Annotated in this window: 19 protein-coding genes and 1 pseudogene; 15 read left to right on the forward strand and 5 right to left on the reverse strand. The window is 52.7% G+C overall.

Going from position 1 to position 22,900, the window contains the following annotated elements:
• Positions 1-57: 57 nt before the first annotated feature.
• Positions 58-2,442 carry an HD domain-containing phosphohydrolase gene (locus tag CRN95_RS05495; protein WP_097020312.1) on the reverse strand — a complete coding sequence of 795 codons (2,385 nt, stop codon included), beginning with the start codon at positions 2,440-2,442 and terminating at the stop codon, positions 58-60.
• Positions 2,443-2,649: 207 nt separating this feature from the next.
• Between CRN95_RS05495 and CRN95_RS14905 the strand changes: the two genes are divergently transcribed.
• Complete coding sequence (locus CRN95_RS14905; RefSeq protein WP_200816184.1) at positions 2,650-2,808, forward strand: hypothetical protein; 159 nt, start codon at positions 2,650-2,652, stop codon at positions 2,806-2,808.
• A 148-nt stretch (positions 2,809-2,956) separates the two neighbouring features.
• Positions 2,957-4,021, forward strand: coding sequence for a branched-chain amino acid aminotransferase (locus CRN95_RS05500; RefSeq protein WP_255405851.1), 1,065 nt, complete (start codon positions 2,957-2,959; stop codon positions 4,019-4,021).
• A 508-nt stretch (positions 4,022-4,529) separates the two neighbouring features.
• Here CRN95_RS05500 and CRN95_RS05505 read toward each other — a convergent pair.
• The 4 genes from CRN95_RS05505 to CRN95_RS05520 all read right to left on the reverse strand — a co-directional run bounded on the left by CRN95_RS05505 (position 4,530) and on the right by CRN95_RS05520 (position 8,368).
• Positions 4,530-5,717 carry an NAD(P)/FAD-dependent oxidoreductase gene (locus tag CRN95_RS05505; protein WP_097020314.1) on the reverse strand — a complete coding sequence of 396 codons (1,188 nt, stop codon included), beginning with the start codon at positions 5,715-5,717 and terminating at the stop codon, positions 4,530-4,532.
• The gene (locus CRN95_RS05510) at positions 5,707-5,901 is read right to left on the reverse strand and encodes a 4Fe-4S binding protein (protein ID WP_014546771.1); all 195 of its coding nucleotides are present in this window, start codon (positions 5,899-5,901) and stop codon (positions 5,707-5,709) included. The genes CRN95_RS05505 and CRN95_RS05510 overlap by 11 nt, the downstream gene beginning before the upstream one ends.
• 158 nt (positions 5,902-6,059) lie before the next feature.
• On the reverse strand, positions 6,060-7,532 hold the full coding sequence (locus CRN95_RS05515; protein ID WP_097020315.1) for a carboxypeptidase-like regulatory domain-containing protein: 1,473 nt from the start codon (positions 7,530-7,532) through the stop codon (positions 6,060-6,062).
• Positions 7,529-8,368 (reverse strand): TIGR02147 family protein, encoded by an 840-nt coding sequence (locus CRN95_RS05520; protein WP_097020316.1) that lies wholly within the window; start codon positions 8,366-8,368, stop codon positions 7,529-7,531. The genes CRN95_RS05515 and CRN95_RS05520 overlap by 4 nt, the downstream gene beginning before the upstream one ends.
• 283 nt (positions 8,369-8,651) lie before the next feature.
• Between CRN95_RS05520 and CRN95_RS05525 the strand changes: the two are divergent.
• The 13 genes and pseudogenes from CRN95_RS05525 to CRN95_RS05585 all read left to right on the forward strand — a co-directional run.
• Positions 8,652-9,152, forward strand: a pseudogene (locus CRN95_RS05525) (NADH-quinone oxidoreductase subunit B); the annotation flags it as partial.
• Between the two features lie 139 nt (positions 9,153-9,291).
• Entirely contained in the window at positions 9,292-9,894 is a 603-nt protein-coding gene (locus CRN95_RS05530) for an NADH-quinone oxidoreductase subunit C (protein WP_073423388.1), read from the forward strand.
• Positions 9,891-11,084, forward strand: a complete 1,194-nt coding sequence (locus CRN95_RS05535; protein WP_097020318.1) for an NADH-quinone oxidoreductase subunit D — start codon at positions 9,891-9,893, stop codon at positions 11,082-11,084. Before CRN95_RS05530 ends, CRN95_RS05535 begins: the two co-directional genes overlap by 4 nt.
• Complete coding sequence (locus tag CRN95_RS05540; protein WP_097020319.1) at positions 11,081-12,142, forward strand: NAD(P)H-dependent oxidoreductase subunit E; 1,062 nt, start codon at positions 11,081-11,083, stop codon at positions 12,140-12,142. The genes CRN95_RS05535 and CRN95_RS05540 overlap by 4 nt, the downstream gene beginning before the upstream one ends.
• A gap of 2 nt (positions 12,143-12,144) precedes the next feature.
• Positions 12,145-13,452 (forward strand): NADH-quinone oxidoreductase subunit NuoF, encoded by a 1,308-nt coding sequence (gene nuoF, locus CRN95_RS05545; RefSeq protein WP_073423386.1) that lies wholly within the window; start codon positions 12,145-12,147, stop codon positions 13,450-13,452.
• 4 nt (positions 13,453-13,456) lie between these two features.
• On the forward strand, positions 13,457-15,046 hold the full coding sequence (locus tag CRN95_RS05550; RefSeq protein WP_097020320.1) for a 2Fe-2S iron-sulfur cluster-binding protein: 1,590 nt from the start codon (positions 13,457-13,459) through the stop codon (positions 15,044-15,046).
• Positions 15,046-16,401, forward strand: coding sequence for a complex I subunit 1 family protein (locus tag CRN95_RS05555; RefSeq protein WP_085490965.1), 1,356 nt, complete (start codon positions 15,046-15,048; stop codon positions 16,399-16,401). Before CRN95_RS05550 ends, CRN95_RS05555 begins: the two co-directional genes overlap by 1 nt.
• The gene (locus tag CRN95_RS05560; protein ID WP_015732213.1) at positions 16,401-16,967 is read left to right on the forward strand and encodes an NADH-quinone oxidoreductase subunit I; all 567 of its coding nucleotides are present in this window, start codon (positions 16,401-16,403) and stop codon (positions 16,965-16,967) included. Before CRN95_RS05555 ends, CRN95_RS05560 begins: the two co-directional genes overlap by 1 nt.
• Entirely contained in the window at positions 16,967-17,509 is a 543-nt protein-coding gene (locus tag CRN95_RS05565) for an NADH-quinone oxidoreductase subunit J (RefSeq protein ID WP_097020321.1), read from the forward strand. Before CRN95_RS05560 ends, CRN95_RS05565 begins: the two co-directional genes overlap by 1 nt.
• On the forward strand, positions 17,509-17,823 hold the full coding sequence (gene nuoK / locus CRN95_RS05570) for an NADH-quinone oxidoreductase subunit NuoK (RefSeq protein WP_085490964.1): 315 nt from the start codon (positions 17,509-17,511) through the stop codon (positions 17,821-17,823). The genes CRN95_RS05565 and nuoK overlap by 1 nt, the downstream gene beginning before the upstream one ends.
• A gap of 6 nt (positions 17,824-17,829) precedes the next feature.
• On the forward strand, positions 17,830-19,773 hold the full coding sequence (nuoL, locus tag CRN95_RS05575) for an NADH-quinone oxidoreductase subunit L (RefSeq protein ID WP_097020322.1): 1,944 nt from the start codon (positions 17,830-17,832) through the stop codon (positions 19,771-19,773).
• On the forward strand, positions 19,773-21,419 hold the full coding sequence (locus CRN95_RS05580) for a NuoM family protein (protein WP_088630767.1): 1,647 nt from the start codon (positions 19,773-19,775) through the stop codon (positions 21,417-21,419). The genes nuoL and CRN95_RS05580 overlap by 1 nt, the downstream gene beginning before the upstream one ends.
• Positions 21,409-22,893 carry an NADH-quinone oxidoreductase subunit N gene (locus tag CRN95_RS05585; protein WP_097020323.1) on the forward strand — a complete coding sequence of 495 codons (1,485 nt, stop codon included), beginning with the start codon at positions 21,409-21,411 and terminating at the stop codon, positions 22,891-22,893. The genes CRN95_RS05580 and CRN95_RS05585 overlap by 11 nt, the downstream gene beginning before the upstream one ends.
• The last annotated feature ends 7 nt before the right edge of the window (positions 22,894-22,900 follow it).

Raw genomic sequence — 22,900 nt, forward strand, 5'->3', positions numbered from 1 at the left:
ATACAAACGGCTCTCGGGATTGACCGGGAGCCGTTTTGGTATAGAGTTTGTTTGTCTTTAAACGACTTTGGGGCGGCCGGTACGCATTGACAATAGGGAATCGACCATTTCATTCCAGTGTTCCAGAACGACTTTGCCAATGGCGGGGTCGTACATCACGCCTAGATTCTTCTCGATTTCATTGCGGCAGTAATCTAGCGACATGGCGTCACGATAAACGCGCTTGCTTGTCATGGCGTCTATTGAGTCTGCGATGGCAATGACGCGGGCGCCTATGGGGATGTCTTCGCCTTTAAGACCTTCCGGGTAGCCGCGGCCGTCATAACGCTCGTGGTGGTGCAGCACAATTTGCACAAGTTCATGTGTATAGTTGGACTGCATCAGGATCTTTGCGCCAATGACCGGGTGCTGCTTGATGATTTCGAATTCTTCGTCGGTAAGTTTTCCCGGCTTGGTGAGCACATTGTCGCGAATGCCAATTTTGCCAATATCATGCAAGTGTGCTGCATGTGTAATCAACGATATTGAACTTTCCGAAAGCCCTAAGAAACGGGCAATCAATTCCGAATATGCTTTTACGCGTTCAGAATGGTGAGCCGTATAGGAATCTTTAGCTTCTTCGACTGAAATCAGGCAAGAAATCAAATCCTTGAGGTTCTGGTTTTCGTCGTTTTCGACCGGCTTGTGGTAACGCACCTTGTCGCGATACATGTTCAAGTCGGCTTCCATTTTCCAGTCGCTGATGGACTTGCGAATTCCGGAATCGCTGCGCAGGCGGCTTGCGCCTACAGCTATCGACAGATGGTAAAGCGCCTTTTTATTGTATTCGTTGATGTTCTTTTGCAGTATGGAATACATCGGATAGTGCGAATCCAGCGGAGCTCGTGTGATGACGGCAAATTCGTCGCCACCGATTCTAAAGCAGTTGCCGTTGGTGCCGTAGGTGTTTTTGATGGCTTTGGCGGCGGCCTTGATCAATTCGTCACCGGCCTGGTGGCCGAAGGTGTCGTTTGCGTATTTGAGGCCGTTCACGTCCATCAAGAACATGGTCCAAGAATTTTCTTGGGAGTCTTCCTGGTTGATTGTTTCTAGAAGTGCATCGAATGCGAGCCTGTTTTCAAGACCTGTCAAGCTGTCTGTCGTGGCGACATCTTGCAGGTGCTCGTTCATGACACGTAACCTGCTGTTGATCTGTTCCAGTTCAAACGACGTTTCGCGAATGAATGTGGCCATGCGGGCGGCGAGTGGCAAACGGGTGGATTTTTCATCCGGAATTATGACGCCTTTGGCGTGTCCCTGTTTTGTAATGGCGCCTTCGCGCATTGATGCAATGACGAGCGTGATGTTATGTTGGTTTAAAAATCCCTTTTCGCGCAAGAATTCACCGTGCGAGAAAAATCCCGTGCTGGAGGCGAGCCCCTTGAACGCTGTAATTTCGTATGTCGGTTTGTGCTTGGACCAAAATGCCTTTCGAGCCGCACAGGAGAATATGTGCATGACTTCGGGGGCGAACAGTTCGGCGTTTTCGCTTTCGGTTTTGATTTTTTCGAGAATCAGTTGCGGCTCGCCATACGAGAGGCGGACGATTGAACCCTCGTCGATATCCGAAGACATGGTGAGAGAGCCGTCGGGATTGCTTGCTCCTGCTGCACGCACGATGGAAATTCCGTTGTGCTCGTAGAGCATTGGGAATTCAAGGGCGTTGTAGAAAAAGTTGTTGTCGTTTTTGATGTTCAGGTACTTGTTGTAAACTTCGTAGGCGGGGAGGCTGCTCAATTCGTAAAGGACGTTGCCTTTGGAACGAGTGACGTGGAAGTTACGGCCGATGGGCTTCCATCCGCTAATCTTGCGGGATTCCACATGAAATTCCGGACCGCCGTAGAATACAACTAAAATGCCTGATGTGGTGTGACCGCCCACGGATGAAAATACGCAGGAATTCGGGCTCGTGATGTCGGGGGAGCAGACGATGCCGCCAAAAATCTGGATGCTTGGATCCAGGGCGTCGAGCCCTTCGCAAAGATTCGTCGTCGAAAACGGCGAAATGCAGTGGTAGATTTCGACTGCTTTTACCCAGGGGTTCTGCTTGGCTTCTTCCACGATTTCGCGGGCGATGTCGCGGATGGACTTGTTGAAAAAGTCGTACTGGTGAATTTGAATTTTTGTTGTCGGCTTTTCGAATATGATGGCGGATATGGAAATTTCGCTTGCTTTTTCGCAATCCACAATGTTACCGCTAGTGGAGTTGCCAAACCACGGCACCTTGGGGAAAACGCGTTCCAATGTTTCCCAAACGGGTCTCAGTTTTCCGGGGTCCAACTCTTCGGAATGGATTTGGAAACATACGGTGGGCGAACCGTTTTCTTTGCACCAATTGCTAAAATCGACAAGTTCTTTTTCAAATGTTGCCGTATCGTTAAATGCAAAAATCCTGTTTTTCATTTCGGGTTCCCCTTCCTGTTACATCAAAGCGTAATTTGACTTAGATAATATATCATTTCTAGGTCGGATATGGCAGAGAAAATGTCGAAATGAGGAATTTTTGGGGCGAAAATGTGATTTTGCGCGATATGATTTGCAAAGCGAGGACTCTTGTTTATTATGTGGCAGGAGACTATTTTTATAATTGATATTATTTGTTGAGGTTGTATGCAAAATGCTTTGTTGCTTTTAACGCTTTTGGCTCAGAGTGAAGCGGATATTGCAAAGGGAAAAGTGATTCGTCAGCAAGATTTGTTTGATGCTTTGGAGCGGGAGCTTGAAGCCGGGCGTTGCGGGCTGGCGCATGAAGCCCGCTCGAAGGGGTAGCGTAAGACTTGGCGGAGCCAAGGCTGAAGTGAGGGGGAGGCTTCCCCCCTTTGTAATAGCGGTCATTTTTTCACTTTTTTTTGAACAAGGGATGCCAAAAGGGCGTTTATAATTGTATTTTTCAAGCGGTACCGAATGATACCTTTAAATATGCACATTTGCAAAAAAGGTTAATACTATGCAAGTTGATTTGAATACTGTCGATTGGAAGACGCTCCCCTTCGGTTATTACGATACCGATTACAATGTCCGCTGCTACTACCGCAATGGTGAATGGGGCAAAATTGAAGTATCTTCTTCCAAGGACATCAGCATCCATATGGCCGCTACTTGCTTGCATTACGGCCAGGAAGGTTTTGAAGGCCTCAAGGCTTACACGGGCAAGGACGGCAAGGTCCGTATTTTCCGCGTCGATGAAAACGCTAAGCGTATGCAGAATACGGCCAACCGTATTTTGATGGCTGTTCCGCCGGTTGAACTTTTCCGCGAAATGGTCCACACTGTGGTGAAATTGAACAAGCGCTTTGTTCCGCCTTATGGTTATGGCGCAACGCTCTACATCCGTCCGCTCCTGATTGGTATGAGCCCGGAAGTGGGTGTGAAGCCTGCTGATGAATATTTGCTCATGATGTTTGTGACTCCGGTGGGTCCGTACTTCAAGGATGGGTTCAAGCCGGTGGACATGATGATCAGCCGCAACTACGACCGCGCTGCTCCGCAGGGTACGGGTACGGTGAAGGTCGGCGGTAACTACGCTGCAAGCCTTCAGTCCCTTGCTGAAGCCAAGAAGCTCGGTTACTCCAGCACGATTTATCTCGATGCTAAGGAAAAGAAGTATATCGACGAATGCGGTCCGGCAAACTTCTTCGGCATCAAGGGCAAGACCTACGTGACCCCGAAGTCCGAATCCATTTTGCCGTCTATTACGAACAAGAGCTTGCAACAGTTGGCTGAATACCTCGGCTACACTGTGGAACGTCGCCAGGTTCCGTTCGAAGAACTTGCTGAATTCAGCGAAACGGCTGAATGCGGTACGGCTGCCGTGATTACCCCAATCAAGAAGATTGTGGATCCGGTCGCTGGCAAGGAATTCACTTACGGTGACGGCAAGAATCCGGGCCCGGTTTGCACGGAACTTTTCAACAAGTACACTGCAATCCAGTTCGGTGAAGCTGAAGATCCGTTCGGCTGGACTGAAGTTGTCGATCTTTAATTGATCGAGTCTTTTCGAGAATCCCGTGGCGTGTGCTGCGGGATTTTTTTTAGGGGCGCTTTTGCAAAAATGTGCTACTAAAACTCGAAAATCCTTAATTTAGTAGCATAATTTTTAGATAAATTAAGTGTTTGGGGTGAAAATTCGGGGTTGTTTGGGTTTGGCGTGCTACAAAAAGTTGAAAAAACGAATTTAGTAGCATGAAACTGCAGAACGCAGATTAAAATTTTACAGATAAAGTAGAAAATATGCTGCTAAAATTTTGAAAACTGCAATTTAGTAGCATAAAATCGCAAAAAAGCCGGGTTAAACCGGCTTTTGGCTAGAAAAGGAGATGCCCTCCCCATACGCGGATCATGACTACTAAGCAGCATAGCTGCAAGTAGTCAAAGACGTCAGTGCGGGGCATGACAAGTGCGCTGATGCGTTACAAGTGCGCGGTCGCGCGGAATGTATGAGTGCGCGTAGCAAGTGCGCGAATTGCGCGGAATGTGCGGAAACGCGCGGACTACTTGAACGTGAGGAACTTGTAGAGCATTTTCGCGGAGGAAACTGGCGTTTGCAAGAAGGCGCGCTTTTTGCAGCCGTGCTTTGCGAAGTTCTGGAGAACCTTGTAGAGTTCTGTCTGTTCGTCCTTGTTCACGTTCAAGAGGAAACGGCGGAACTTGTATTCAAAGTCGTGCATGCGACCAAAGTAATCGTAGCAACGCTTTTCGTATGTCTTGAGGAATTCCTTGCTTAAGTTACCGCATTCGAAGCCCTCGTGGACGGTCTGGGCACAGAACCGTCCGGCGCGCATGGCGGCCGCGATGCCGCCACCTGTAAGCGGGTTCGTATGATGGGCGGCGTCGCCAACGAGGGCAAAGCGGTCCAGCGTGTAATCTTTCAGAACGCTTGAAACAGGAATGACACCTCCGACAACATGATTGATTTGCGCTCCCGGGAAGAGCTTGTAGAGCCATTCCATCGTGATGTCCAAGACGTTTGAACCGTGATTGTTCGAAATCAGGAATCCTGCGCCGAAGTTTGTGACGTTGGATTTGACTTTCGGGAAACTCCAGATGTAGCCGTCGTTGATAAAGTCATGACCTTGCCAGAACGTGAGGTAGTCTGGCTTGGTGAGAATGCCTTGCACCTGAATGTCGACACCAGTGCAGGTGAATGCGGGTTTCTGGAGGCAGTCGAGTCCGACTTGGCGCCCGATGCGGCTTTCGACACCGTCTGCGGCAATGACCATCTTGGCGCGGACTTCTTCGGTTGTTTCGCCGGCGCCTTCGCCGAGCTTCACGCGCACGAGGCGGGTTCCGCTTTCGACATCTCCGACAAATTCTGCACGGGCGCGTGTGACGACTTCTACGCCGTCGTTTGCGGCGAGGTGGGCGAGCCACGGGTCGAACTTTTCGCGGTTGAGCATGATGCCCGTGCCTTTCTGCGCGAGGTCGATGTTCACGCCGTTCGGACCGTAAATATAAAGTCCGTTGATAATCGTTTCGATGCAGTCTTCGTCAATCGGGCCGTAAGTCTGCAAGTCCGAAAGCTTGGTGCTTGCTTCACCGCAGCGCACAGGGTAACCTATCTTCTCTCGCTTTTCGAGAAGGAGAACCTTGTGGCCTGCACGGGAAAGATTTCTGGCGGCAACGCTTCCGCCGGGACCTGCGCCAATGACAACGACATCATATTCGTTATTACAGAACATCGTTCAACTCCTGGATTTTGAGGGCGCCTGCGGGGCATGCTCTTGTGCAGAGACCGCACTTGATGCACTTTTCCTGATCAATTTGCAAATCTAGACCATACATGTCTAGCGCCATCTTGGGACACACGCCGACGCAGCCGGCGCATTCCAGGCAAACACCTCTGTTGTGAACGAGAACTTTCATAAGTGGGAATATAGAAAAATGTGTTTCTTTAGAAAAGGAGATGCCCCGTCGGAGCGGGGCATGGCATTGTGGATTGTGACTGGATCCTTCACTTCGTTCAGGATGACGGATCAATGTTTAGGATGACGCGCCTGTTGTTCAGGATGACGAAGTGTTGATTACTTCTGCAACAAGTAGTATGCGGAGAGCCAGGCTTGCAGGCGTTCCCAGCCTTCGTCGTCAGCTTGGACAATCGCGGATTGCTTGAGCGAGAACACGGTCAAGTTTGTGAGCTTGTGGTTACCGATGGCGAAGCCCGGGAATATGATGAAGGCGTTTTTCATCTTGGTGTCTTCGACGGTCTTTCCATCGATGGCGATAACGATATGGTTTGCCTTGATATACATGGCGTAGTGATGGCGTTCCCCGTCCAAGACATTGTGGCAGTAAGAGTTACCGAGTTCAGGGAACGAATCCGTATACGTCGAGTCCTTTGAAACTCTCCTGTAGAAGTTGGCACAGAGCTGTTCTGGCTTTTCACCTACCCTCAGACGGTATGTGACATCGTTTTCTTTTGAATCAATAATCAAAGAGTCGCCTTCTGCAATTTTGCTGCCGTCTTCTTCAATCCAGAAGCTGATGCCGAGGCTATTGCTTGTCGTATCCGTGATGAATGTATTCATGAAATCACCTTCGGTGACGGACAAACCTGATTTGGATTCGGCAAACACTCTGGAAATTTCCGAAGTCTTGTAAACGGATTCGCTTGATGTGACTGTGAATTTGTATGTACCTGCGTCAATGCTTGGAATTGCCGTGAAGTAAAGCGACGAGTCCGCATCGTTTTCAGCTTTAAAGACTGCGAGCGAGTCTCCGTTGTTGTCAATGAGAACTGGGTTCTTGACCTTCGTGGGGATTGTTACCGGAACAATCATGGATTCAAGAGTCTTCTTGCCGTTCAGCTTCTTTGCTGCGCTCAAGGCTTCTTCCGGAACGGTGATCGTTACGAATTCTGAAGAGACTTCGAGCTTTTCGCCAGGGGTGAAGTCCCACTTGACGTTGCGCGTCGAGGTGTCGCGACCGGCGCCTCGGATGAGGATGATGTTCGTGAATTCTGCAGGCGGAATTTCATCGAGCTTGACGGTTCCCGACTTGAGGTCGCTTTCGCTGACTGCGGTGCAGTTGAGCGTACCTGTGATGCAGAGCGTGTCGCCCTTGTCAAGATCGTACGTGCCGAGGTCTAGTTCGAGGCTTGCATTCTCTTCGAGCTTTGCTTCGGGGACGTTGAGCGTCTGCAGGTCGGTCTTGGAGTCTTCGACGGTGATCGTCTGGTAGGCGGACTGCGTGTGTTCCGTATTGCTGATCTGCAAGGCATAGTCACCGGCAGCGACGCTGTCGATGGTGTACTTGCCGTCTTCGTCCGTGGTGGCGGTCTTGATGGGGGCCATGCGGGCGGCGACGTGGTTTGCCGAGAGGAGGCTTACTTTTGCGCTTACGACCGGGGATCCGTTTCCGTCCATGACGACGCTTGCGATGGTCGTGCCGGATTCAGTTTCCGTGAGTACGCCGGCGTGGTTCTCGTCGGAGCAGGCGGAGAAAATTGATGCGAGGGCAAAAATCCCTGCTGTATTTAAAATCTTGAAATTCATCATGCGTTAACCTCCGGATCGAGGTTAGAGAACAGGTGCAGGTTCATTTGGTAAACGCCGTTTGCCTTTTCATTGTCCTCGCTGATGATGCGTCTTGCCTTTGCCTTGAATTCTTGGAGTTCGGATTCAAGTTTTTTGTAGGCGTTGTTCGATATGCTGAACGTGAGCGTGCTCATGACGGTCGGCATCTTGGGGCGCGTGATGAGCGCCTGCTTCGAAAGTTCAAAACATTGCAGTTGGTACTGCTTGATGAGTTCCGCATTGTTGTACGGACCGCTGGAGATGGATTCCTTGGTCGGCTTCCAGAAACCAGATTCGTTCTTGCGGGCGAGGCCCAACTTTTCCAAAAGGGATAACGAGTCCTTAATCTTTCCGAGTGGAATTTTCGGGAAGATTCTCTTTTGTACCGGTGTCAAGTCATCTGTAACGTCCATAGCATCAAGAATAGCAAACATAGCGCTATGGTACCAGTGATTATAGTATTCGTAAGTGTTCGAATCGAGGATATGCTGCGGATTGGGGTGCAGGTGCAACAGTTCTTCCATGGCGGCGCTGCGGGCCGTTTCGGTTTTTGCCTGGTCGAGCTTCACCATGGTTTCGAAGTACTTGGCGGCCTTCTTGTTGAGGCCGAGGACTTCGATAAACTTGGCTGTCATGCGGGGGCTGACCTTTTTCCCTCTGAGAACATCGGCAAAGTAGCTGCGTGTCTTGGGGAGGCCGAGCATATTGCAGATCCCGGTACGGGTGAATTCCGGGTCGGATTGGACTCTGGCCGCCTGGTATTCTTCCAAGTACTTGCGGAAGTGCGTAAATTGGTAAATGTCGATATAGTTTTCCACGTGCTTAATATAATATTTGTGAGAACTAAGATGAGAACATTTTTTGAGAAAATACTAGAAATGTGATATTTGACGGAAAAGCCTGATGATTACATTTTTCTTACACTGGTTTGAGCGTGGTTCAATGATTTTACTGGATCCTTCGCGTTGCTCAGGATGACGGTGTCCTTCTTACTTCCTACCGTCTATATTCCTCGTTCAATCGCTTACTTCTTACTTCCCGAAGCTTACTTCCTACTATTAAATTTCTATCTTTAGGCGCGAATTTTATGAGGTAACTCCTATGGGTAATGAGGCAGAAAAGCCGAATATCATTACGTCCTCGCTTGACTTTTTGGTCAACTGGGGGCGCTCCAATTCCTTGTGGCCGTTCCCTTACGGTACGGCTTGTTGTGCAATCGAATTCATGAGTACGGAAGTGGGTCGTTACGACCTTTCACGTATCGGTTCTGAATACGTGCGTTTTACGCCGCGTCAGTCCGATGTGCTGCTTGTTGCAGGTACGATTACTTATAAGCAGGCTCCGATCTTAAAGCGCATCTACGAACAGATGGCTGAACCTCGCTGGGTCATTGCCATGGGTGCATGCGCAAGCTCTGGCGGTTTCTATGACTGCTACTGCACGGTGCCCGGTATCGACCACATTATCCCGGTGGATGTGTATATCGGTGGTTGCCCTCCGCGTCCGGAAGCCTTCTTCGATGCCATGTTTGACTTGCAGAAGAAGATCAAAGACGAATCCTTCATGAAGCAGCGTGCCGAAAGCATCAAGGAACAGCTCGAAATGATCAAGGCAAAGACTGCCGAAGCAAAGCGTGAAGCAGCCGCCTGCGCCCGCGAAAAGGTCGTGGACATCAAGGACTTCATGAAAGAAAAACAAGAAAATCTTGTAAAGAAAGCCCAGTTCTGGAAGGAGTAGAAGAATGACTGTTGAAGAAATCTTCGCCGCCCTTGAAGGAAAGTTTGACGTCAAGCGCGAACCGCTCGATAAGTGGGGCATCACGGCTGTCGTTGCTGCTCCCTATCTGCATAACGCAGTCCAGTTCCTCAAGGAAGAATCCGGCATCAAGTTCGATATGCTCGTGGACATTGCCGGTATCGACTACTTGACTTACCCGAATCACGAAGGCCCCCGCTTTGCGGTCTCTTATGCTTTCAAGAGCATGAAAAATCCGGGTGCCCGCATCCGTCTTAAGGTGCTGGTGTCCGAAGAAAGCCTCAAGGTCCCGACGATTAGCGACCTCTACGCCAATGCGAACTGGTACGAACGCGAAGTCTATGACCAGTTCGGTGTGATTTTTGAAGGTCATCCGGACCTCCGCCGCTTGTTGAACCACGTTGAATTTGTTGGCCATCCGCTCCGCAAGGATTACCCTGCCCAGAAGCGCCAGTGGCTCTCGACAAACGACTACCTGCTTCCGGAACTCGAAAAGCGCCTCGAAGAACTTGGCTACAAGGTCATCCAGCGCTCTAAGGAAGTGGAAACGAACGACAATGAATTTTTGGAAGGGAGTATCAAGGCATGATCGTATTAGATCCGAATGGCGAAAAGCTGAATTTGATGCCCTTGAACGTTGGGCCTAGCCACCCGGCAACTCACGGTTGCTTGCGATTCTTGACCGCTATGGATGGTGAAACCATCGTGGCATCTGTCGAAGAAATCGGCTACCTGCACCGCGGGTTCGAAAAGATGGTCGAACGCGGCACTTGGCAGCAAGTTGTCCCGTACACGGACCGCTTGAACTACTGCTCTGCTATCATGAACAACATTGCGTTCTGCCGTGCAGTCGAAAACATGTTCGGTGTTGAAATCCCGGAACGTTCCAAGGTCCTCCGCGTGATTGTGAACGAACTTAGCCGTATCAACGACCACTTTGTGTGCGTTGCTGCTGCGTTCCAGGACTTGGGCGGTACGACTCCGTTCATGTACGCCTTCAACCCGCGTGAAGAAATCATGTGCATCTGGGAAAAGCTCACGGGTGCACGCCTTACGAACAGCTTTGCACGCATTGGCGGCCTCTACCGCGATAGCTACGAAGGCTTTGAACAGGACGTTCTCGCAGCCCTCAACTCTACCGAAAAGGCTTTGAAGGACTTGCACGCCTGCTTAGACCGTAACCGCATCTTCCTTGACCGTACGGTGGGTATCGGTAAGATTTCTGCCGAAAAGGCAATCAGCTACGGCTGGACCGGCCCGTGCCTCCGTGCATCTGGCGTTGCCGCTGACCTCCGCAAGGACGAACCGTACTACGATTATGAAACCTACGACTGGGAAGTCGTGGTCGGCACTCAGGGCGACTGCAATGACCGTTTGCAGGTTCGTTTGGCCGAAATCGAAGAATCCGTGAAGATTGTGCGCCAGGCTTTGAAGCGCCTTGCTCCGGGCCCGGTCGATATCGTCGATCCGCGCATCCGCGTGCCGTCTCACAAGCTCGCTTACCAGGATATGGAAGGCCTTATCGGTCGCTTCAAGAGCGTTTACGAAGGCATCCGCGTTCCGGAAGGCGAATACTACTGCGGTTCCGAATGCGCTAACGGTGAACTTGGCTTCACGATTATTTCTGACGGCTCTGGCCATCCGTACCGTATCAAGGTGCGTCCGCCTTGCCTCACGCAGTTTGCTGCATTCCATGAACTCGTCGAAGGCGGTCTCTTGGCTGACTCCATGGCCGTGCTTTCGGGTCTCAACATTATTGCTGGAGAACTTGACCGATGAGAGAACATATTACTGGCGCTGTCCAATTTGTTTCGAACAATCATTTGAAGTTCGACCGTCCGGCACAGCCGATTGATGCATTGCCGGATCCGGGCCAGAAGTTTGGCTATGTGAACAAGCCTGTGCCGCAGCCGCCTACGGCTGAAGTGCTCGCTAAGCTCAATACGCCTGAAATCAAGGAACGCTGCGCTGATTTGCTCAGCCGCTATCCGGTCGGTCAGGCCGCACTTCTCGAAGTGCTTTGGCTTGTGCAGGGCGTGTTTGGCTGGGTGCCGCGCGAAGGTATCCGCTGGGCTGCAAACGTCTGCGGTTGCGCTCCGGCTCATGCTCTTGGCGTTGCTACGTTCTACACGATGTACAACCACGCTCCGAAGGGCAAGTTCCTCTTGCAGTTCTGCCGTAACATCAGCTGCACCATCAAGGGCGCTCCGAGTTTAATCGCTTATGTGGAACATGCTTTGAACATCAAGACGGGCGAAACGACTCCGGATGGTCTCTTTACGATCCTCCAGGTGGAATGCCTCGGTTCTTGCGGTAACGGCCCGATGATGCTCGTGAATGACGACTTCGCTACAGACGCTGATGGCGACGTGCTCACGATGAAGCCGGGTACAAAGCTTACGACCGACAGCATCGACCGCATCCTCAAGTGGTGCTATGCTCATGAAGACAACATTCCGAAGCACGATGTGCTCGGCGGTACGGTGAAGGGCCACTGCGGTCATCCGGGCGCTCCGGGTGCTGTTGCAAAGCCGCAGGTTGCTGACTACGCTCCTCCTTCTCCGGTTTTGAATGTCAAGTCCGAAGCTGACGAAACGGGCGCTACCCTCACTTGGAAGGGCGCTCCGGAATTCACGAAGATTGTCGTCGAAAAGAAGAACGGCAATGACTGGGTCGCTGTGGGCGAGCCGGGCGTGAAGGACAAGGCTTTTGTGGACCCGAACGGAAAGGTCGGTGACGAATACCGTATGATTGCGACCTCCGGTGAACGTGTTGCTAAACCCTCGGCTGTTGCTGTGACTAAGCAGAAGCCCGCACCGGAACAAAAGGCGGTTTAATTATGGCTGAATGTGTAAAAGTTTGTACGCAGAACTTTGGCAAGGGCGCCCAGGACATCGAAGTCTATAAGAAGCTGGGTGGCTACTCCAACATTTCTGAACGCTTGTTCAACATGAGCCAGTTTGAGCTCATCGATTACGTGCAACGTTCTAACCTCCGCGGACGCGGTGGTGCAGGCTTCCCGACGGGCATGAAGTGGAGCTTTGTGCCGCGTGGTACGGGCAAGCCGGTTTACATTGTCGTAAACGCTGATGAAGGCGAAGGCGGTACCTTTAAGGACCACTTCCTCATGCTCGAAGATCCGCACCGCTTGATCGAAGGCCTTATCATTGCCGCTTGGGCTCTTGGCTCTCGCGCAGCCTACATCTACTGCCGTGGCGAATTCCTCCCGTGCATCGAAGCCTTGAACAAGGCTTTGAACCAGGCTTACGCTGCTGGCTACCTCGGCGAAAACATTTGCGGCACGAAGTTCAGCTTTGATATCTTTGTGCATCGCGGTGCTGGCGCCTACATTTGCGGTGAAGAAACTGCTCTTATTAACTCTCTTGAAGGCCAGAAGGGCCAGCCGCGCTTGAAACCGCCGTTCCCGGCTGTTTGCGGTGCCTGGAAGTCCCCGACTTGCGTGAACAACGTCGAAACCATCATGTCGCTTCCGTGGATTTTGAGCCACGACCCGAGCGACTACGCCAAGATGGGTACGCCGCGCGCCGGTGGTACGAAGGTGTTCTGCATTTCCGGTGACGTGAAGAATCCGGGCGTGTACGAAGCTCCTCTCGGCACTCCGATGATGACTATGATTAACGATTACGCCGGTGGCGTTGTGGGTGGCAAGCTCAAGGCTGTGCTCCCGGGCGGTTCTTCTTGCGCTCCGCTTACGGCAGAAGAAGCTGCTGTCGCCACGATGGACTACGAATGCCTCGCCTCGATGAAGACGATGTTTGGTTCTGGCGCTATGATCGTGATTAACGATACGCACAACATGGCAGACCTTTTGAATTGCCTCGGCAACTTCTATAGCCATGAATCTTGCGGCCAGTGCACGCCGTGCCGTGAAGGTACAGGCCTCTTGCACCGCATCTTGAACCAGATGGTGGCCGGCAACGGTCACGATGGCGATGTGGAACTCATGCAGAGCCTTTCTAGCGGATTTGGTGGCGTGACGATTTGCCCGCTCTCCATTTCTTTGGGTGGCCCGGTTTCGAGCTACACAGCAAAGTTCCGTGCGGACTTTGACGAATATATCGCTAAGAACCCCGAACACGCAAAACCGCGTATTCAAGAAACAAGTCGTCCTGGAATTTTCTGGTAATAATATGAGTAACTACTACAATATGCCGAAACTCCCGACCGAAGCAAGCCCGAAGGTAGAAATCTTCGTGGATGACAAGGCCGTGATGGTTCCTGGCGATACCAACCTCCTCGAAGCCCTGAAGGCTGTCGGGATTGAAACTCCTCACGTATGTTATCATCCGTATTTGCCGGTATCGGGTAACTGCCGTCAGTGCCTGGTAGAGCAGGAAGGCCCGCGCGGTCGCATGCTCGTGATTTCGTGCTATACTCCTGTGACTCCGGGGATGAAGATTTATACCCCGGCCTCCAGCGCCCGCGTGAAAAACGCCCGCAAGGCTACACAGGAATTCATGCTGGTGAACCACCCGCTAGATTGCCCGATTTGCGACAAGGCTGGTGAATGCACCTTGCAGGAAAACTACATGGAAGCTGGCCAGAACGAAGGCCGCCTCCGTCCGGAATACGGCAAGAATTACCACGGCAATCCGGAACATCAGTTCATTGATGCGAAGGGTCAGCTCCGTGGCGGTAAGCATGTGGACATCGGTCCGCGCATTTTGCTCGACGAAGAACGTTGCGTGCAGTGCGACCGTTGCGTACGCTTTATGCGTAGCATCGCTAAGGACGAACAGCTCCAGCTTGCTGGCCGTGCCGACCATACTTACATTACTACCTTCCCGGGCGAAAAGCTCGACCATGAATACGATCTCTGTGTCACGGACGTATGCCCGACGGGCGCCATGACGGCAAAGTACTTCCGCTTCCAGAAGCGCGTTTGGCTCCTTGCCCACACGCCGACGATTTCGATGGACGACTCCCTCGGTGCAAACATTTGGCTTGACCACGCCGATGGCCGCATCTATCGCGTGATGCCGCGTTGCAACCCGGAAGTGAACCGCAGCTGGCTCTCCAATACGAGCCGTCTCGCTTTCCAGCAGTTTGACAAGAACCGCTTGCCGGCAATTGACGCTTCCGCTATCCAGATTAGCGGTGGCAAGGTCGCTCTCGTTGCTGGTGGCGCTTGCACGAACGAAGACCTCGCTGCTCTCAAGATGCTCAAGGAAGCTCTCGGTGACCGCGCTGAACTCTTCGGTGGTTCCCTTCTCAAGGTGAACGCTCCGGACGGTATCGCCAAGAGCGGTGACCCGGTGGCAAACCGCGCAGGCATGCAGCTCATGGGTTTTGCAGATGTTGCAGAACTCCTCAAGCGCGCAGGCGAATTCAGCAACCTCATCACGGTGAACGCTGACCTCTACGGTGAAGACGCTGCTGCAGCAAAGGCTCTCGACAAGATTTCGAACCGCATCGCCCTTTCTGCTTTCGATGACGCTACCGCCAAGAAGGCTAAGGTCGCATTCGGTATCCGTCACTGGAGCGAAGTCCAGGGTACGATGGTCAACAGCCTCAACATCTTGCAGAAGCTCTCTGCTGCTCCGACTTGCCCGGATGAAAAGCTTGCCCCGGCTTACGAAGTGATTTCCGCTTTGGCTGGCAACAAGTTCAATTCGGCTTGCGAAGCTTTCAAGAAGGCTCGTGAATACGTGCCGGCTTTCGCCGACATTACCTATGATGCCATCAAGAGCACAGGAAAGCTCCTGGGAGGTAACGCATAATGGATATTATTGAATCCAAAACCTGGATTGAATGGGCAATTACGATTGCGAAGTTCGCTTTCTGCTTCGTACCTGTCCTTTACATCCTCCTTTTAATCCCGATGGAACGTCGTGGCGCGGGCTTCATGCAAGACCGTCAGGGCCCGAACCGCTCCTACATCAAGATCCCGTACTTCGGCAAGATCCGCTTACTCGGTTACGTGCAGAACATGTGCGACGGTACGAAGCTCTTCTTCAAGGAAATGTTTGCACCTGCTGGCGTGAACAAGCTCCTTTACTATGTAGCTCCGGCAATCCCGTTCGCTATCGTGTTCCTTTCTCCGTGCGTAATCCCGTGGTTTGGACCGATGATCTTTGACTGGGGTGGCGAAACGGTTCGCATTGCAGGTTCCATCATCGATTCCGATGTGGGCGTGCTCTTGCTCTTCGGTTTCTCCTCGATCTCGGCTTACGGTGCCATGCTCGCTGGTTGGGCTTCCAAGTCCAAGTACAGCTTCTTGGGCGCTCTCCGTACGAGCTCGATGACCATCAGCTACGAAGTCTGCCTCGGACTTTCGCTCATGGGCATTTTGCTCCTCGCCGGTTCTTTCAACCTCACGGACATTGTGCAGTGGCAGGAAAATCACGTGTGGGGCATCGTTGCCCAGCCGGTCGCATTCTTCTGCTTCCTCATTGCAAGCATTGCTGAAACGGGCCGTGCTCCGTTCGACGTCGCTGAAGGTGAACCTGAACTCGTCGCCGGTTACCATACGGAATATGGCGCTATGCAGTTCGGTCTCTTCTACATGGGCGAATACTCGCACATCTGCATCAACAGCTTCCTCATTGCAACACTGTTCCTTGGCGGTTATGCAGTTCCGTTTGTGACGACCGAAACGATGCAGGAACACATGGGCGGCTCCCTTGCCATTCTCTGTGGTGTGCTCGCTTTCATCGCTCTCGCTTTCCTCCACATGATTTACCGCTATTCCAGAAAGCTCAAGGCAACGAATCTTACAAACCGCTTTGAAATTCTCAAGGAATACAAGCTTTACAAGATTGTGGCCTGGGTCGCTGCCGCTGCATTTATTGCTCTCGGTGTTTGCGCCTGGTTCTTCTACAATCCTGAAAACTTCGTGGTGAACGGTCTCGCTGTCGGTAGCTTTGCAACCGCAGTCGGTACGGCCCTCATCCACTTGCTCGTACTCGTGGCAAAGAGCCTCATCTTCTGCTGGGTCTGGATTTGGGTCCGCTGGACGCTCCCGCGCTTCCGCTATGACCACGTGATGCACCTCGGCTGGAAGATTATCTTGAATATCGCCCTCATCAACCTCGTGGTGACTGCGGTCATTGCAAAACTTTTAGGGGGTAACTAATGCGCGTTATTAAGCAAAAACCGATGACCGTCATCGAACGCCTTTACATTTTCGAGGCGATTCGCGGTCTGTGGACAACCCTTAAGCATGCGGCTCGTGGCTTGTTCCGCTATGAAGAACTTCCGACGATTTCTTATCCGGAAGGTCAGCCCGAAATCCGCAATACCTACCGTGCCAAGCACCGCTTGATGCTTCGCCCGGATGGTACGCCTCGCTGCGTGGCCTGCGGCATGTGCGCTGCGGCTTGCCCTGCTCACTGCATCTTCATTGAAGCAACGCAGAGCGATGACCCGCGTATCGAAAAGCGCGTAATGCGCTTTGACATCGATCACCTGACTTGCGTGTTCTGCGGTCTTTGCGCAGAAGCTTGCCCGGTCGATGCCCTTCGCATGGATACGAAGCAAATCATTTTCGAACACCGTTCCCGCGAAGACTTTGTGGCACACCTTTACGATCTCACCAACTGGGATCCGAAGGATTACCCGAATGACGAACAGAGCCAGATGGCTCCGGGCGGTACAAAGAATGCCGAGGCCCGCAAGGTCTGGGGCATGGAGGTCAAATAATGCTTGCATTGATTTATTTCATTGTCCTCGCAGTGATCGCAGTCGGCAGTGCCGTTTGCGTGCTCCTCTCTAGACACCCGCTTTATGGCGCCCTTTCGCTGGTCGCTTCGATGGTGTCCCTTGCCGGTATCTACGGCCTTCTCGGAAGTCCGTTCCTCGGTGTCGTGCAGATCATGGTCTACGCAGGAGCCATCATGATGCTCCTCACGTTCGTGATTATGGTCTTGAATGGCGCCCGTGACTCCCACACGCCGATGTTTGACAAGGTTTCGCTCTTTGTGATTCCTGCCGTCATCGTGCTTGCCGGTCTCGTGGGCTTTGCCCTCGTCCGCGCCCCGATCGCCTTTGATGCTGCAACGGTTCGCGGTTCTGTGGCAATCACTTCCAAGACTCTCTTTGATGTAGCTCAGAACGGCCCGGGTTACTTCGTGCTTTTCGAAGTCCTCGGTGTGCTTCTGCTTTCTGCCATGGGTGCCGCAGTGCTTCTCGCCAAGAAGCGCCTTGGTTCTGTGGAATCCGAAAAAACGGAGGATAAACACTAATGGAACTCCAAGCTATATATGTTCAGATCTTGGCCCTGGTCATTTTCGCCATCGGCCTCATGGTCGCGGTCTCTCGCCGCAATGTGTTCTTTGTGCTGATGGGCGTTGAACTTGCCCTGAACGCCGTGAACCTCTCCTTCGTGGGCTTTGCAAAGACTCTGCCTGCGGAGGCAAGCATTGTGGGCCAGGTGGTTCCGCTGTTCTCCATCGCAGTCGCTGCAGCTGAAGCTTGCGTCGGCCTTGCCATGGTCATCCTCATTTTCCGCAACCGTGAAAGCGTTGACGCCGACACGTATTCTAACATGAAGGGGTAATAAGCAATGATTTCTCTTGGTTTGATACCTCTCTTCCCGCTGTTGGGATGCATTATCCTCGGTGCTATCGCCGTCATTTCTTCGGGTAGCAAGAAGGGCCCTGCTGAAGGTTTCGTTGGAACGCTCGCAGTCCTCTTCCCGGCACTCTCCTTTGCTGGTGTTGCTCTCCTTTCGCTCAACATGCCGGAAGGCGGCGTCCGTGAAACGCTCTGCAACTGGATTGACATTCCGATGTTCCGCGTGGATATCGGATTCCTGTTCGATGGTCTTTCCCGCATCATGCTCCTGTTCGTGACTGGCATTGGCTCTCTCATCGCTCTCTACTCGATCGGTTACATGCACGGCGACCGCGGCTTTGCCCGTTACTTCGCCTACATCAACCTCTTCTTGTTCAGCATGATCGTGCTCGTGCTCTCGGACAACTTGCTCCTCACGTTCCTCGGTTGGGAAGGCGTGGGTCTCTGCTCCTACCTCCTCATCGGTTTCTGGAACAAGGATATCAAGAATTGCCATGCCGCTAACAAGGCTTTCATCGTGAACCGCGTGGGCGATATCGGCTTCTTGCTCGGTATGCTCTGCCTCGTGACGATCGGTGGCTCTGCTATCCTCAACTACGATGTGCTTACGAACTTCATCAGCATGGTCATCAATGGTAACCACGTTGACTTGATCGTTCCGGTTCTTTCTATCGCTGGTATCCTCTTCTTCATCGGTTGCACGGGTAAGTCCGCTCAGATTCCGCTCCTTACCTGGCTTCCGGATGCTATGGCGGGTCCGACTCCGGTTTCTGCCTTGATCCATGCCGCAACGATGGTGACTTCTGGCGTCTATTTGCTCGCCCGTCTTGGCAGCATGTTTGCTCTCCTCCCGGTGGTGCTCGACATTATCGTGGTGGTCGGTATGCTCACTGCTTTCTGGGCTGCTGTTGCAGGTCTCTTCCAGAACGACATAAAGAAGGTTCTTGCTTATTCTACCATTAGCCAGCTCGGTTACATGTTCATGGCTTCTGGTGTTTGCGCCTTTGACGCTTCTATCTTCCACGTGTTTACGCACGCCTTCTTCAAGGCGGCGCTCTTCCTTGGCGCTGGTGCCGTGATTCACGCTCTCTCGGGCGAACAGGACATGCGCAAGATGGGTGGCCTTTTGAAGAAGACTCCGGTGACTGCCTGCGTGATGATCTTTGCGTTCCTCGCGATTGTCGGCTTCCCGGGCTTCTCCGGTTTCTGGTCCAAGGACTTGATTCTCGAAAAGATTTTCATGAGTGGCACGATGGGCCAGGCTGTTTACGTCGTGGGCCTCATTACGGCTGTGATTACCGCTGTCTACATGGGTCGCCTCATTATCCTTACGTTCTTCGGTAGCTACCGCGGTTCCAAGGAAAGTGAAGAACACATCCACGAAGCTCCGGCTGTCATGCTCATCCCGATGGTGATTCTCGCCTTCGGTGCTGTGTTTGCCGGTTACCTTTGGGCTGATTCCATCGGCATCAAGTTCTTTGCTGAAACGCTCGCTCCGGTCGTTGGCGCCGCCCAGGCTTACAACACTCCGGCTGTGGTTGCTCACGTGAACCCGGTGGTCTTTGCTGCTCTCGGTACGGTGGCAGCCCTCCTCGGTATGTTCATCGCTTACAAGATTTACGCTAACGCCCGTATCCCGGCTGCTAAGGGTAGCTCCGCTCCTGAAGGTGGCAAGGCTACGTGGACGTTCCTGTTCGATTCCATCCACAAGTACGTGGGTATCATCCCGGTTAACGTGCTTGCATGGATCTGCGATGTCGTTGTCGACAAGATTCTCGCGGCTGCCCAGTGGACGATTGGTGCAATCGCAACGATTCTCGGTGACGGCGCCGCCTCGTTCCAGGTGCGCAAGGTTCGCCTCCAGATTGCCCTTAGCATTCTTGGGCTGGTGGCGTTGTTGGCTATTGTTATTTTGACTGGAGGTACTCTCTAATGCTGTTACATCTCCTTGTCCTCGCCCCGTTCGTCGCCGCCATCCTCATGGTGATGACGTCCAAGGAAGACTCCAAGTCTTCTTCCCGCCTTGCCATTCTGATGGGCATTGGCTTTACCGCCATGTCTGTCGCCTTGATTGCTGGCGGTAGCGTTTCGACGGAAGCTATTGAATGGTTCCAGATTCCTGGTTGCAAGGGACCTGTTTACTACTACCTCACGAGTCACGGACTTGCCTCCTGGATGGTGTTCCTCTCCAGCGGCCTTTCTCTCGTGGCTTTGATTTCTGCACGTGCAATTACTTGCAGAAGCTATCGCAACTTCGCTATCGGCATCTTCTCCTTGATGGGCGCCATGAACGGCACCTTCCTTGCAGCTGATGCTGTGCTCTTCTTCTTCTTCTTCGAAGCCATGGTGATTCCGGCTGCGGTTCTCATCGCTGGTTTTGGCGGCAAGGACAGAATGAAGGCCGCGATGACGTTTGCGATTTACACGTTGGTCGGCTCTGCTCCGATGATGGTCGCTCTCTGGTATTTGCTCTCTATTGCAGATAACTCGACGCTCCTCTCGCTTGCTGTTGCTCTCCAGGGTCTCCCGGAAGGCACTCAGAACGTCCTTCTCGTGTGCTTCCTCTTGGCATTCCTCGTGAAGACTCCGATTTTCCCGTTCCACGGCTGGCAGGCAATCACTTACGCTGAAGCTCCGGCTCCGCTCTCTGCAATCCTCACGGGTGCAATGAGTAAGGCGGGTGTGTTTGGCTTTATCGTCTGGATCCTCCCGATTTTCCCGCTTTCGATGAACGCCGTTTCTTGCATGATGTGGCTTGGCCTCTTCACTGCTGTCTATGGCGCTCTCATGGCTCTCCGCGCAACGGATGGTAAGAAACTCCTTGCCTTCAGTTCCATGGGTCACTTGGGCCTCGCTGTGGCTGGCGTCTTTAGCGTCTCTGAAGCGATGCTCCCGGCTGTGCTCATGTTGCTCGTTGCTCATGGCATTTCGGCTGGCGCCCAGTTCTACCTCATGGGTATTGCAGAACGCATGGCGGGTACGCGTGAACTTGATAAGCTTGGCGGTCTTTCTTCCAAGAATCCGGTCTTCTCGACGCTCTTTGGCTTTGCCGGCGTGATGGCACTTGCAGTTCCTGGTACGGCAGGCTTCGTCGGTGAATTCTCCGTGCTCCTCTCCTTGTGGGATATGGGCCCGCTCCCGGCTCTCGTGGCTGGATTTACCTTGATCCTCTCCGCTGCATACATGCTCCGCTTCATCCAGAAGGTCATCTTCGGGAAGGCTGCTCGTGAATACGAAGAAGGTCGTCGCACAATGCCGCTTGAAGGCGTCAGCATCGGTGTGATGCTTTTGCTCCTCCTCGTGTTCGGTTTCCACCCGGCATATGTGACGAATTCCCTCAATGAAGCTGAATCTACTGAAGACCCGGCTGCAGTTCAGGTGCTGAACAGTGCCGCTCTCAACAATGGCGAAGCTCCGATGACAGCTGAAGAAATCCACCAGTTGGATTCGACTCTCGCTGCCGCCGGTTTCAAGGAGGATGAACGTGCATCTATCATCGCCCAGATGAAGAGCGTTGAAAATCCTGAAGCTGCTGCAAAATCTGAAAATTCTGTGAAGGAGGCTTCCGATGCTAAGTAATCTTGTTTTTCTCTTGCCGGTGATCTTCGTGGTCTTGGGCGGCATGGTGGCTCTCGCTGCTGAACCGTTCTTGCGCGACGAAAACAAGCACAAGGTTCTTCCTTGGGTGGCTGCTTTCTTCATTGCTCTTAGCGTAGCCGCTTTGTACTACGCTAAGACCGAAGCTCTCTTGAACCTTTACGCGATGGACCCGGTTCGCCGCGTGCTTTGCGCTGCAATCCTCCTTTGCGGTTTCCTCGGCATTTCGGGCCTTCAGTGGACTCTTGGCCGTGAACAGTTCAAGGGCGGTGAAGCTTATGGCCTCATGATGCTTGCCACTAGCGGTGCAATGCTCATGACCCAGGCTATCGACTTTGTTGCCTTGTTCATTGCGATGGAACTCACGAGCTTCCCGATTTACGCTCTCGTGGGCATTCGCCGTAAGGACGTGAACGCTAACGAAGGCGTGTTCAAATATTTCGTCTCTGGAGCTGTTTTCAGTGCCATCTTCCTCTACGGTGTTGCATTGATTTACGGTGCAACGGGCTCGACGCATTTCTGCGGTCATGTGCTCGAAGGCCGTATGGCAATCTACAGCATCGGTATGCTCTTTGTGATTGCAGGCCTCCTCTTCAAGGCCGGTGCTGCTCCGCTCCACTTCTGGGTGGCTGACGTCTATACGGGCGCCTCTGTCGCTGTGACGGGCTTTATGGCCGCTGTCGTGAAGGTCGGTGCTCTTGCTGCTCTTGGTACGGTCTGGGTAAGCGTTCTCGTGACGCGCTCCGGTGCCGAAGCTGTGTGGAACCTCGCTGAAAAGGTGACGGTTGCTAATCCGTCCAAGCCGCTCTTCTACGTGGTCTTGGTCGTTGCACTCCTTTCCATGGTGATTGGTGCATTTAGCGGCCTTGCTCAGAAGTCTGTGCGTCGCATCTTGGCATTCTCTGCCGTGATGAACGCTGGCTTTATCGTGATTGGCCTCTTGGTCCCGAATTACCTCGGCAAGGGCGAAATCCAGATGGGCCCGATGTTCTATTTCCTCATCACTTATGCGATTGCCTCTGCGGGCGCCTTGACGGGTATTGCCTACATGTCGGGCAAGGATGATTGCAAGGAAAATCTCGAAGACCTCCAGGGTGCTGGTCGCCGCCGTCCGTTTGTGGCTCTTGGCGTTGCCGTGTGCCTTGCTTCTCTCGCTGGCCTTCCGCCGGTTGCTGGTTTCCTCGCCAAGTTCACGCTGTTCACCGAAGCCTTCAATGCTGATCTCGGCTGGCTTGCCGCTATCGGCTTTGGCCTCTCCTTGGTGGCTGCGGTTTACTACCTCCGCATTGCTTATGTGCTCTTTGCCCCGGCAAAGGACGACAAGTGCTGCGGTGGCGACCATATCTGCTGCAAGGCTAACTACGTATACGTTTACTTGCTCCGCTTTGCTGTTGCCGTGTCTGCTATCGCACTCCTCGTGATTAGCGCTCGCCCGGCACTTGCACTGATCGGATAGTGAAATT

The sequence above is a fragment of the Fibrobacter sp. UWB16 genome (genome assembly GCF_900215325.1).
GTDB lineage: Bacteria > Fibrobacterota > Fibrobacteria > Fibrobacterales > Fibrobacteraceae > Fibrobacter.

Bases quoted from the DNA above. Each gene is read 5' to 3' on its own strand.
- CRN95_RS05495 (WP_097020312.1), bottom strand. From the start codon at position 2,442: ATGAAAAACAGGATTTTTGCATTTAACGATACGGCAACATTTGAAAAA.
- CRN95_RS14905 (WP_200816184.1), top strand. From the start codon at position 2,650: ATGCAAAATGCTTTGTTGCTTTTAACGCTTTTGGCTCAGAGTGAAGCG.
- CRN95_RS05505 (WP_097020314.1), bottom strand. From the start codon at position 5,717: ATGTTCTGTAATAACGAATATGATGTCGTTGTCATTGGCGCAGGTCCC.
- CRN95_RS05510 (WP_014546771.1), bottom strand. From the start codon at position 5,901: ATGAAAGTTCTCGTTCACAACAGAGGTGTTTGCCTGGAATGCGCCGGC.
- CRN95_RS05515 (WP_097020315.1), bottom strand. From the start codon at position 7,532: ATGATGAATTTCAAGATTTTAAATACAGCAGGGATTTTTGCCCTCGCA.
- CRN95_RS05530 (WP_073423388.1), top strand. From the start codon at position 9,292: ATGACTGTTGAAGAAATCTTCGCCGCCCTTGAAGGAAAGTTTGACGTC.
- CRN95_RS05535 (WP_097020318.1), top strand. From the start codon at position 9,891: ATGATCGTATTAGATCCGAATGGCGAAAAGCTGAATTTGATGCCCTTG.
- CRN95_RS05540 (WP_097020319.1), top strand. From the start codon at position 11,081: ATGAGAGAACATATTACTGGCGCTGTCCAATTTGTTTCGAACAATCAT.
- nuoF (WP_073423386.1), top strand. From the start codon at position 12,145: ATGGCTGAATGTGTAAAAGTTTGTACGCAGAACTTTGGCAAGGGCGCC.
- CRN95_RS05550 (WP_097020320.1), top strand. From the start codon at position 13,457: ATGAGTAACTACTACAATATGCCGAAACTCCCGACCGAAGCAAGCCCG.
- CRN95_RS05555 (WP_085490965.1), top strand. From the start codon at position 15,046: ATGGATATTATTGAATCCAAAACCTGGATTGAATGGGCAATTACGATT.
- CRN95_RS05560 (WP_015732213.1), top strand. From the start codon at position 16,401: ATGCGCGTTATTAAGCAAAAACCGATGACCGTCATCGAACGCCTTTAC.
- CRN95_RS05565 (WP_097020321.1), top strand. From the start codon at position 16,967: ATGCTTGCATTGATTTATTTCATTGTCCTCGCAGTGATCGCAGTCGGC.
- nuoK (WP_085490964.1), top strand. From the start codon at position 17,509: ATGGAACTCCAAGCTATATATGTTCAGATCTTGGCCCTGGTCATTTTC.
- nuoL (WP_097020322.1), top strand. From the start codon at position 17,830: ATGATTTCTCTTGGTTTGATACCTCTCTTCCCGCTGTTGGGATGCATT.
- CRN95_RS05580 (WP_088630767.1), top strand. From the start codon at position 19,773: ATGCTGTTACATCTCCTTGTCCTCGCCCCGTTCGTCGCCGCCATCCTC.
- CRN95_RS05585 (WP_097020323.1), top strand. From the start codon at position 21,409: ATGCTAAGTAATCTTGTTTTTCTCTTGCCGGTGATCTTCGTGGTCTTG.